Origin of the sequence: Paenibacillus peoriae KCTC 3763, from assembly GCF_000236805.1 — a bacterium.
Taxonomy (GTDB): Bacteria; Bacillota; Bacilli; order Paenibacillales; family Paenibacillaceae; genus Paenibacillus; species Paenibacillus peoriae.
In genome coordinates, this window is record NZ_AGFX01000041.1 from 209,416 (window position 1) to 220,638 (window position 11,223).

Annotated in this window: 12 protein-coding genes and 2 tRNA genes; 1 reads left to right on the forward strand and 13 read right to left on the reverse strand. The window is 47.2% G+C overall.

All coding sequences use genetic code 11. The annotated features are described in order from the left end of the window. From rhaM to nrdR, 4 genes are all read right to left on the reverse strand, one after another. The gene (gene rhaM, locus KQI_RS0122105; protein WP_010349054.1) at window positions 1-315 is read right to left on the reverse strand and encodes an L-rhamnose mutarotase; all 315 of its coding nucleotides are present in this window, start codon (window positions 313-315) and stop codon (window positions 1-3) included. Window positions 316-604: 289 nt separating this feature from the next. After that, a tRNA-Lys gene (locus KQI_RS0122110) sits at window positions 605-677 on the reverse strand. A 13-nt stretch (window positions 678-690) separates the two neighbouring features. Further along, window positions 691-766: transfer RNA gene (locus KQI_RS0122115), tRNA-Ala, on the reverse strand. A 123-nt stretch (window positions 767-889) separates the two neighbouring features. Further along, window positions 890-1,357, reverse strand: coding sequence for a transcriptional regulator NrdR (gene nrdR / locus KQI_RS0122120; protein ID WP_010349055.1), 468 nt, complete (start codon window positions 1,355-1,357; stop codon window positions 890-892). A 105-nt stretch (window positions 1,358-1,462) separates the two neighbouring features. Between nrdR and KQI_RS0122125 the strand changes: the two genes are divergently transcribed. Next, on the forward strand, window positions 1,463-1,687 hold the full coding sequence (locus KQI_RS0122125) for an alpha/beta-type small acid-soluble spore protein (RefSeq protein WP_007429710.1): 225 nt from the start codon (window positions 1,463-1,465) through the stop codon (window positions 1,685-1,687). 116 nt (window positions 1,688-1,803) lie between these two features. On the opposite strand, the gene KQI_RS0122130 is transcribed toward KQI_RS0122125, so the two are convergent. The 9 genes from KQI_RS0122130 to KQI_RS0122170 all read right to left on the reverse strand — a co-directional run bounded on the left by KQI_RS0122130 (window position 1,804) and on the right by KQI_RS0122170 (window position 11,112). Then, on the reverse strand, window positions 1,804-2,367 hold the full coding sequence (locus tag KQI_RS0122130; protein ID WP_010349056.1) for a lytic transglycosylase domain-containing protein: 564 nt from the start codon (window positions 2,365-2,367) through the stop codon (window positions 1,804-1,806). Beyond that, on the reverse strand, window positions 2,364-2,960 hold the full coding sequence (gene coaE / locus KQI_RS0122135) for a dephospho-CoA kinase (protein ID WP_010349057.1): 597 nt from the start codon (window positions 2,958-2,960) through the stop codon (window positions 2,364-2,366). The genes KQI_RS0122130 and coaE overlap by 4 nt, the downstream gene beginning before the upstream one ends. Before the next feature lie 11 nt (window positions 2,961-2,971). Beyond that, window positions 2,972-3,697, reverse strand: coding sequence for an MntP/YtaF family protein (locus tag KQI_RS0122140; RefSeq protein WP_010349058.1), 726 nt, complete (start codon window positions 3,695-3,697; stop codon window positions 2,972-2,974). A 109-nt stretch (window positions 3,698-3,806) separates the two neighbouring features. Then, window positions 3,807-4,637 (reverse strand): DNA-formamidopyrimidine glycosylase, encoded by an 831-nt coding sequence (gene mutM / locus KQI_RS0122145; protein WP_010349059.1) that lies wholly within the window; start codon window positions 4,635-4,637, stop codon window positions 3,807-3,809. Window positions 4,638-4,708: 71 nt separating this feature from the next. Further along, window positions 4,709-7,363, reverse strand: a complete 2,655-nt coding sequence (gene polA / locus KQI_RS0122150) for a DNA polymerase I (protein ID WP_010349060.1) — start codon at window positions 7,361-7,363, stop codon at window positions 4,709-4,711. A gap of 175 nt (window positions 7,364-7,538) precedes the next feature. Further along, entirely contained in the window at window positions 7,539-8,198 is a 660-nt protein-coding gene (gene phoU, locus KQI_RS0122155) for a phosphate signaling complex protein PhoU (protein ID WP_010349061.1), read from the reverse strand. 39 nt (window positions 8,199-8,237) lie between these two features. Further along, window positions 8,238-8,996, reverse strand: coding sequence for a phosphate ABC transporter ATP-binding protein PstB (pstB, locus tag KQI_RS0122160; RefSeq protein ID WP_010349062.1), 759 nt, complete (start codon window positions 8,994-8,996; stop codon window positions 8,238-8,240). 127 nt (window positions 8,997-9,123) lie between these two features. Continuing rightward, complete coding sequence (locus KQI_RS0122165) at window positions 9,124-10,248, reverse strand: methyl-accepting chemotaxis protein (RefSeq protein WP_010349064.1); 1,125 nt, start codon at window positions 10,246-10,248, stop codon at window positions 9,124-9,126. Between the two features lie 132 nt (window positions 10,249-10,380). Then, complete coding sequence (locus tag KQI_RS0122170; protein WP_010349065.1) at window positions 10,381-11,112, reverse strand: response regulator transcription factor; 732 nt, start codon at window positions 11,110-11,112, stop codon at window positions 10,381-10,383. Between the last annotated feature and the right edge of the window lie 111 nt (window positions 11,113-11,223).

Sequence of the window (11,223 nt, forward strand, 5' to 3'; positions counted from 1 at the left end):
TTATTCCAAATAAAATACTTCCTTTAAATTTCTTGATACAGGACTATTATCAGGATTTGTCTCCATTAAAGGCTCCATATAAGCCCACCATTTTTGGCAAATATCAGTTTGAGCCATTTGTTCCCATTTTCCTTCATCTTCAATTTCCAGGAAAGCAAATAAGCTCCCCGTTTCTTCATCAAGAAATATGGAATAGTTTTGTGCACCATGCCTTTTTAGCGCTTCAGCCATTTCCGGCCAAAGTTTGTCATGACGGCGCTTGTACTCCTCATAATAAATAGGAAAAACATGCATAATACTCGCTTTTCTAATCACTTTTCAACACTCCAGACTTTAAAAACAATTTTGTCTTTTGCAGTATTTTAGGATGAATTTGTTTATCTTTCTTATTTATCTAAATTACACTAAAATACGATAGATGCCCTATGACGCAATTCACTAAAATATTGTTTTTCACATCTTTTCATTAAGAATAAATACTAAGACATTCTGATGCCACTTGAGTTTCGTTCTGCAATGCAGGCTTTGCCGCCATGTACAATGTGAAATAAATCTCATACTTAATCAACAAAAAAAACGACATTTCTGCCGTTTTTCTAAAGGATGGACTCTCAGGGACTCGAACCCTGGACCAATTGATTAAGAGTCAACTGCTCTACCAACTGAGCTAAGAGTCCATAATCAAAATATTGGTGGAGCCTAGGGGGATCGAACCCCTGACCTCATCGCTGCCAGCGATGCGCTCTCCCAGCTGAGCTAAGGCCCCATTTTTTGTAATTAAAAACGTTTCAAGCGACTTCTATATCATATAAAATATTGTACCCTTTGTCAATACTTTTATAAAAAAAATATAATTATCTCCCACCATTACCCAAGATACAGGCAGCGATCAATCGCTGGATGCATCTTTGGATAACAGTGTTTTCAGTTCCTTCATAAACATGTTAATGTCTTTGAACTGTCGATAGACGGACGCAAAGCGTACGTAAGCGACTTCATCCACAGGGTAGAGCTGTTCCATGACCAGCTCACCGATCTGCTGGCTGTCCACCTCGGTGGCCGCCGTGTTGCGGATGGCATTTTCCACCTGGGACACGATTAAATCCAGTTGCTCGACCGATACAGGACGCTTCTCACAGGCACGGATAAGACCGCGCAGCATTTTATCACGACTAAACTCTTCACGGCTTCCATCCTTTTTGATAACCATCAGTGGGGTCTCCTCCACCATTTCAAAGGTGGTAAAACGCCTGGCACACTGCTCACATTCACGACGGCGGCGAATGGACTTGTTATCATTCGCAGGCCGCGAATCCAACACTTTCGTCCCATTGTAAGCACAATACGGACATTTCATAATATCATCACTTCCTTTTTCCAATAAATTCCCGTTACTTTACAGTAATAATTTTGTCGAAACAGATCATAATATGTTTACCACGTCGCGAGGAGGTGAACAACAATGGCACAAGGAAACTCTGGCAACTCCAACAACCTGGTAGTCAACAAAGCCTCCGGCGCTCTGGAGCAAATGAAATATGAAATCGCTCAAGAGCTGGGTATCAGCATTCCTCAAGATGGATACCAAGGTAACATGACTTCCTATGAGAACGGTTCGCTCGGAGGCTATATCACAAAACGCCTCGTAACGATCGCCGAACAACAATTGGCAGGTCAATACCAATAATCTCGGTATCAATGTAGATGTTACCAAAAAGTGTACGGATAGGCTGTTAAGTACAGCCTGTCCTGCGCTTTTTTCATTTTAAAGGCAAAAGGCCCATATTGTCATTCATTTGCCACTCAAAACTCATTATAAATTTTTGTATATTGCCTGTAATAGTAAATGACTCGCTGCACATAATGCCGTGTCTCACCAAAGGGAATTTGTTTAATGGACTCTTCCTTTCCGTCCCATACTCCCTTGTTCAGCCACTCTTGAACTTTTCCTGGTCCGGCATTGTAAGCAGCTACGATCGCTACCGGATTGTCTTGAAATTTGGCGGACAGGTTATGCAAATACCAAGTTCCCAGTTCAATGTTAGTCCCAGGCTCATGCTTTACGTTGTCGAGCGGGACCTTCGGAACCTGAGCGCTGTCCATAATCCAATTGGCGGTATCAGGCATAATCTGCATCAGTCCCAATGCACCTTTGTTTGACTGCTTGCTGGTTTTGAAATTCGTTTCCACACGGATAATAGACGCCACCAAAAAAGGGTCCACTTGATACGTCTTTGAATACTGGCGAATTTCATCCTTATACTGAATCGGATAAAACCACGACATCCAGTTGGAATTAAAAAACAGAATCAAAACAAAACCGACAAATAATGTAAGCAGGACTCTTTTTTTACGCAGTATCTTCATGCAAGTCCCTTTCGCTGCCAAAACAGATCAATTTGCCGTTCTGTTTCAGCTTGTGTATCACTATTGTCAATCACGATATCGGCCATCCTTCTTTTTTGTTCGATATCCATTTGCGCAGACAATCGAAGCTCTGCCTGCTCCTCTGTTAATCCGTCTCTAAGCATCAAACGTCGAAGCTGAACATCACGCGGTATATACACAACCATAATTTCCTCATATAAGCTCTCCAGCCCGGACTCGTATAATAACGGAATATCTGCCAAAACAAGCTTGTCCGGCTGTTCCCGTTCATAGGCTACCATACGCAAACGCATCTCCTCACGTATCGCAGGATGAGTAATATTATTAAGCGCCTGTCGCTGGGCAGGGTCTGAAAATACAATCTCGCCCAGCTTCTTGCGATGCAGGGTTCCGTCGCTGTTCATCACAGCTCGTCCAAAATGCTGTATGACCGCCGCCAGCACCGGATGCCCCGGAAGCATGACTTCCCGGGCAATGGCATCTGCGTCGATCAGCAGCGCACCCTTGGCGACCAAAAGAGCCGACACGGTGCTTTTTCCGGTAGCAATCCCCCCGGTTAATCCGATATTCATGCTCTTTCACCTCATAACAGCTTCAATATGCCCATCATAATCAGTAATAATGCGGGTAACACACCCAGCGCCTTCATAAATCGGAATGCCGACAAGAAGAAGCCCGCCTTCATCCCTACGATCAAAAACGTCCCGCTGAATAATGTAATAGCCAGTGCCGTAGATAGGGGTTGGAAACCCAGCATGGCTGCCCCTAACCCTGCTCCAAACGCATCGACCGATAAAGCAATGCCTAGCCAAACCGCTTCCAGGGCAGATATACTGCCGGAACGGTCCGTATCTGCAGCAGACGGACTTCGAAGAATACGAATAACAAGGCCCCAATTGCGGAACTCCAGCGAAAATACGGTTCGTTCCTGCTGTATCTCTAAAGCTTCCGAAGGTGCTTCGGCTGTTTCTGTACCCTCTGCATTCTTATTCTGGTCCAGAACAGATTCGCTCACAGAATCGTCCGTCAAATCCTCCTTGCGATGCAGATTTTGAATCAAGGAATAACAGCCGATACCGATCAGGATAACCGCGCCAAAGACGGTTGTATATACAGGAGACAAGACATGAGATAGCAATGCACCCAATTGCATGGATATGCCGATCACCAGCCCTGAACATGCTGAAATGATCGCAATTGACAACAATGGAATTTTCAACTTGCGCAAACCATATGTAGCACCGACTCCAAAACTGTCCAAACTTAGCGCAAATGCCAGTAACAGCAGGGCTCCCCAATGATTAGCCACTTCAATTCCCTCCCATTGCGAAGGAAGGGCCTTAACAGCCAAAGCCCTTCCCTGTTTTGGTACTTAGGGTAGTATATGAGAGGGATGGGCTTTAGGTGTCTGTACCTGTTTAACGCAAAGGCTGACAGGCGGGGCAGTGATGCGTGCCACGTCCGGCCACGACAGATTTTTCGATCAATGTACCACAGTTTACACAAGGCTTGGCATTACGTCCGTAAATTTGCAGTTGATGCTGGAAGTCACCCGTTTTACCTTGTCCGTTAACGAACGATTTGACGGACGAGCCTCCACCCTTAATCGACGCGTCCAGCGTGGAGACAATAGTTTCATGCAGAACTTGAAATTGACTATCAGTCAGGCTTTTTGCCGGCTGTGCCGGATGAATACCTGCCTTGAACAATGATTCATCCACATAAATATTCCCGATACCTACAACATATGACTGATTTAATAGCGCAGCCTTGATCGAAGCCGAACGAGTTCCAACAGCGGCGCGAAGCTTTTCCGGTGTGAAGGACTCGTCCATCGGCTCCAAGCCGAGCTTGTTCAGCGGCTTTTCCAGCAAATCCTGTCCTGCCGGAAATAAGTGCATCGTACCAAACTGGCGCACATCCTGATAACGCAACTCCGTGCCATCTTTAAAATGAAAGATGACATGGGTATGCTTTTCCACAGGATCATGCTGTGAATACAATCCATAGCGTCCTTCCATTCTAAGATGGGAGACCAGCACCAGCCCGTCCAGCAAAATCCGCAGAAACTTCCCGCGTCTCTCCACGCCCGTAATCCGGTGGCCGGCCAATTCCAGCGCAAAAGCATGGATATCATCGGGCCGTTGAATGATACGCGGCAAATTTACAGTCACATGATCTATATATTTATCGACGATCAGCTCGTTAAGTGTTCTTTTAATGGTTTCTACTTCCGGTAGTTCCGGCATGATGTCTTCACCTCACCCTATATTATAGCGGAAGCAGCGCCAAAATGGGACTATCTACTCATTGAAAAATTTTACTTTGCCTCATACCAATTGGAACCGTAGCTTACTTCTGCTTTAAGTGGCACAGACAGCTTCAAAGCGGCCTCCATTGTAGCCGGGACGAGCTCTTTCATCGTCTCTATTTCTTCAGGCGGAACCTCAAACACAAGCTCATCATGCACTTGAAGCAGCATACGGCTGCGAAGGCTACGTTCTCGAAGCGCTGCGTCCATCTGCACCATCGCGAGCTTGATAATATCGGCGGCTGTACCCTGAATCGGCGTATTCATCGCGGTGCGCTCCGCGAACGAACGCAGGTTGAAATTGCTGGCGTTAATTTCCGGCAAATAGCGTCTGCGTTCCAGCAGCGTTTTTACGTAACCGTCCCGCTTCGCGTCCCTTACAATATCATCCATATAACGACGAACGCCTTGAAACACGTCAAAATACTGGTCAATAAAGCGAGCCGCTTCCTTGCGCGTAATATTCAGGTTTTGTGACAGGCCATAGTCGCTGATCCCGTATACAATTCCAAAGTTGACCGCCTTGGCAGAACGCCGCATATTGGAGTCCACCTCTTCCGCCGGGACACCGAATACATCAGATGCAGTCTTGGTATGGATGTCCATATCGTGGACAAAGGCTTCCTTCAAACGCTCATCATCCGAAATATCAGCCAGCACCCGCAGCTCGATCTGGGAGTAGTCTGCCGCCAAAATAGACCAGCCCGGCTCTGACGGCACAAATACTTTGCGAAGTTTGCGCCCTTCCTCGAGACGAATCGGAATGTTTTGCAAATTCGGAAATTGACTGCTCAAGCGTCCGGTTGCTGCAACGGTCTGCCGGAAATACGTATGCACTTTACCCGTTTTCTCCGAAATTTCCTTAAGCAATCCTTCGACATACGTCGATTGGAGCTTCGCAATGGTACGGTACTGCAAAATGTTTTGCACAATATCATGATAAGGGGCCAGCTTTTCCAGCACCTCCGCATCGGTCGAGTAACCGGTCTTCGTCTTTTTAATGACAGGCAAGCCCAGTTTATCAAACAAAATCTCACCCAGTTGCTTGGGTGAATTCAGATTGAACTCTACACCGGCAATGCTATAAATCTCACTCACCAGCGTTGCAATCTGGGCTTCAAATTCTTTACCCAAAGCGCGCAGTTCCTCTACGTTCACCTTAACCCCTTGCTTTTCCATATCCGCCAAAATGCGAGACAGCGGCATCTCAAGCTCATGGAACAGCTTGTGCATTTCTGTTTTTTCCAGCTCTGCCTGCTGCACGGGCACCAGCGCTTCGATCACCGCCGCCTTACGGGCTACATGATCGGACAGTACATCCACGTCAGGAACTTTATATTTAGCGCCTTTACCGAACACTTCGTCGTCTGGACGAATGGAGGAAAGACCGTATTTGGCTGCCAATCCACTAAGCGTCTGGTTCGCATCGGTCGGGTCCAGCAAGTATCCGGCCAGCTGCACATCAAATTCGGCTCCAGCAAACTCAATTCCGTGCCAATGCAGGGCCAAATCCGTACGATGCAGATCATGACCGCGTTTTTTGCGTTCAGCGTCAGCAAGCCATTCGCGTACAGGCGTTGCTGCATCACTTTGCAGTACATCCAGTGTCATAAAAAACTGCCGTCCCGCTGCGGCAAATATCAGCCCTACGATTTCAGCATGATGCGGATTGTCGCCATGTGTCTCCACATGCAGCAGATCTACATGCTCCAGTACTTCTATCAATTCGCTCATCCGCTGTTCATCCAGCACGGTCACGTCAGCCACGGCTTCCTCTACGTCTGCCCCCGCACTGCCAACCTCGCCCGAAAGGGATAAGCGTTCCAGCAAGGATTTGAACTCCAGCTTCGCCAGCGCAGGTCCGGCCGTTTCTGTCTTTAGCCCGCTGAAGACGACATCTTCCAGCTGCTTGTTTAGCGTTACAGCTCGATAAATGGTCGCTAACTCCTTGCTCATTCGCGCATCGTCTGCATGCGTTTCAACGCGCTCTTTCATTTTGCCTTTTAGCTCGTCCGTATGCGCCAGCACCTCTTCGACTGATCCATATTGGTGCAGCAGCTTGAGCGCTGTTTTTTCTCCTACACCCGGAATTCCAGGAATATTGTCCGACGTATCGCCCATCAGCCCCTTAAGGTCGATAATTTGCAAGGGCTTCAAGCCGTAGCGTTCCTGAATCTGTTCAGGTCCATACGTCTCCACCTCGGTAACCCCTTTGCGGGTCAAGCCGACAGTAACATGCTCCGAAGCCAACTGGAGCATATCCTTATCCCCGGTCACGACGAGTACATGGACACCCGCTTCGTCCGCTGTTTTGGACAATGTGCCAATAATATCGTCTGCTTCATAGCCATCCAGTTCGAACTGGGCAATGCCGAACGCAGTCAACAGCTCTTTCAGCAGCGGAAATTGCTGGGACAGCTCCGGCGGTGTTTTTTCCCGTCCACCCTTGTAATCCTCGTATCCTTTATGGCGAAAAGTTATTTTCCCGGCATCAAAGGCAACCAGGATATGTGTCGGTTTGTGCTCCTCCAGGAGCCGCAATAACATCGTTGTAAATCCGTACACTGCGTTCGTCTGTTGTCCGCTCGAATTCGTTAACGGCGGCATTGCAAAAAACGCCCGGTAAATAATACTGTTACCATCTATAAGCATGAGTTTATCCATTTTGCACCTCGCAAGTTCATCAATACATTTGCAACGTTCATACGTTTTACGCATTCCTCTTCTATCTTAACATACAAGCCCCCTTTTTCAGAAAAAAACGGCTGTTTCCTAACCACATTTGCCTTTGCTCAAAGACAAGTCTGGGTCAGAAACAACCGCTATATACCCGATAGCCTTACTGGTTCAAATCTGGTCGCTCCCCTGTCACGAGATATACAGTGCTTTCACCTATATTCGTAGCATGGTCACCAATCCGCTCAATATATCGCCCTACGAGCAGTTGCAGCATGGCTTGTGAAGCCTCTGCCGGTTTTTCCACCATAAAAGCATACAAATCGCTGATCATGTTGCTGTACATGGAATCGACACGGTCATCCTCTTTCGCCATTTTATAGGCCAGATCCGTATTTTCATCCAAATACGATGTTATCGCATCGTCAATCATTTCTTTAACAATGGAAGCCATATGTGGAATATCCACCAGCGTCTTCATGATTTGCTGCCCTTCCAGACGCAGAGTGACCTTGGCAATATCAAGTGCCAAATCACCCATCCGTTCCAGATCACTGGAAATTTTAAAAGCAACAATAATCCGGCGTAAATCCTTGGCTACCGGCTGCTGGGTAATGATGAGCTTGGAACCCATATCGAGAATGTTCTCTTCCAGTGTGTTCAGGGATGCATCATTTTTGACCACCTGCTGAGCCAATTCTGTATTTTGGGTCTGCAAGCATTCAATTGCCTGATCAAGCGCCTTCGAAACATGTGCACCCATTTCGCGCAGTACGGCTCTCAGTTCATCTAGTCCCTCATCAAAACCTTTTCTACGTATCATTTCGAAGTCACCCCTTCTGGCATAATCATCTGGTTGGCTTTAGCCAAATCGCCCGGAAATATAATCTTCTGTGCGGGAATCCTGTGGTGTGGAAAACATCGCCTCTGTATCCGCCGCCTCCACCACGACACCATTCAAAAAGAACGCAGTTCGACCGGACACACGCGCCGCCTGATGCATGTTATGCGTCACCATGACGATGGTATACCTGTCCCGCAGTTCTTGAACCAGTTCTTCAATCTTGATCGTGGAGATCGGGTCCAGCGCAGATGTCGCCTCATCCATAAGCAAAATATCCGGCTGTACTGCAAGCGCTCTGGCAATACACAGTCGCTGCTGTTGTCCACCGGACAAGCTCAGGGCTGAACGCTTCAGAAAATCCTTGACTTCTTCCCAAAGTGCCGCCTGCCGCAAGCTTTGCTCGACCAGTTCGTCCAGCTTTTCCTTTTGCCGGATTCCATGCAGACGCGGTCCGTAGGCCACGTTATCATAAATGGATTTGGGAAACGGGTTAGGCTGTTGAAAAACCATCCCTACCTGCTTGCGCAGGTATTCTACCTCCATCGTATCGCCATATATATCCTGACCTGCGATACTCACGGTGCCTTCAATACGCGTTCCCGGTATCATATCATTCATCCGGTTTAGCGTACGAAGTAAAGTTGATTTGCCACAGCCCGATGGACCAATAAAGGCTGTTACCGTTTTTTCAGGAATATCCAGGTTTATATTTTTGAGCGCATGAAATTTCTCATAATACAAATTCAGCTTATCAATCCGGATTACGGAATCATTCATTGATTTATGATCTCCTTCGTGTTGCAGTTATGGTCCTCAAGCATTGCACCTGATTTGCACAATATGAAGATTATATAAGCTGTGTGTAAAATCAGTGTGATTGATTTGTTAACGTTATGTAAAATGATCAGGGATTCAGCATCAGCTCAAGCTCCTGCGCAATTCCGGCTGCGTTCAAAGCCGCTTCCTCTGCTGAACGGGACATTTGGTTGTTTTTAACCTCAATTTCTGTTACTGCCTGCAATAGTTTGGCAAAGGTTTGTGTTCCGGCTGATATATATTGAGAGCCCGTATGAATCTGCTGCAGGCTTGTATCCGTCAGCTCTGCGGTATCACGCAGCATTTGTTCAATGTCTGCTAGCAAGCTGGTGATCTGTTCGGAAAAGGCTTTCGTCTGGAGTGACATATTCCGCACCTCCTGCGACACAATCTGAAAACCACGCCCATTTTCGCCAGCATGTGCAGCCTCAATGGATGCATTGATTGCCAGCAGTCCGCTGTGATCTGCCAGTGCGCGAATCGACGAGGCCATGCCTGCAATGTCATTCAGCGATTGAGTTAGCGCCGTCATCTGCTCATGCTGGCGCTGCATTTGCTCAGTCACTGCACGGTAGGAGAGCAGAACATCCTCCAGCTCTACTTTGCCACGGCGGGACAATTCACTCATCGAGCGAGTGAGCCGCATACTGTCATCGGCTTCTTTGGCGGCATCCAGCACCGTCGTCTGAATACGGTGGACACCGTCATAGCTATGCTGAACCACATTACCGCGGTGTTCGTCCGCTTCTTTTTGCATGCGCTGAACGACAGACAGGATATCACGAATCGTGAGCACACCGAGCAACCGTGTACCTTCTTTAAGAAGCAAGCAATCGTAAAAACGTTGATCATCGCGCAACATCGCCAGTTCTACAATGTCCGCTGCCGGGCTTTTCAGATCAACAATTAGTGTATTGGGGTCGGCAAATATCGCCGCAGGCTTGTCATAAAAGAGGGCCGCAGCAAACCTGCCTGTAAAATGGCGATTATACGCATCCCTCATAATAATGCCCAAAGGAAGTTCATTTTTATCAACGACAACAACACAAGGAATATCTCCCTGCGTTTTCATCAGGGCTAGCAGTTCCTTGCAAGACATATCCGTATCAATAATCGGAACCTCTCGGCATGGCACGTAAGTAGTAATTGGCTTGTATGCATCACGTTCAATCACGGCAGTGGAACTCGTCTGGGTCTTTGGTTCCGTTATCATCGTTCTGAAGTCCCCTTTTTTTAACTACTTGGAGTGACGGGAACATCATATCGGTCATTTATTGATTGTAACGTCTATGTTTGTTAACGGAGTGTAAAATCACAAATTGGACACAAAAAAAACGCTCCTCATTTATAGCAAATGAGAAGCGCTTCTTTTTTTATTTACAACCAATTTGTACCCTACTCCGCGGATCGAATCAATATGAACGGAGTCGGGATCGAGCTCCAGCTTTTTGCGTAATGAGCTGACATGGACATCCACCGTCCGTTGACCGCCAATGTAGTCAAAGCCCCACACTGCGTTCATCAGATCATCCCGAGTGAGTACCACACCTGGCTTACGGGACAAATAGAGAAGCACCTCGAATTCCTTGGGCCTTAAGCTGATAGACTGACCTCCAAGAATGACTTCATATTTTTCAGGGTAAATCTCCAGCTCGCCCAGTTGAATTTTGGAGCCGTCCTTCTGATCGGACAGCACACCTTCATCCCCGCCGGATGTTCTTCGCAGCACAGCGGTTACACGGGCCAGCAGCTCAGACACGCCGAAAGGCTTGGTGATGTAATCATCCGCACCCGACTTCAGACCCTGAACAACCTCGGCTTCACCGTTTTTGGCTGTTAAAATAATGATTGGCGTCGTCAGCCCCTGATGGCGTAGTCTGCTCAGGATATCCAGTCCATTCATGCCGGGCAGCATCAAATCCAGCAGAATCAAATCATAGGACTCTCTGGAGGCCTTTTCAAACCCTGCACTGCCGTGATCCTCCGTATCCACTTCGAAACCTTCCTGTATCAAATTGTAGGATAGCAGTCTGGCAAGCGTTGGTTCATCCTCAATAACCAGCAAGCGTTGTCCCATAAAATAACTTCATCTCCTGTTTACCTGTTAAAGGCGCATTGGTCAAAATTCCAAAATCTTTTCCATACTCATGCGACACTCGTTTATTTTATCACGACATTGTTAACAGAA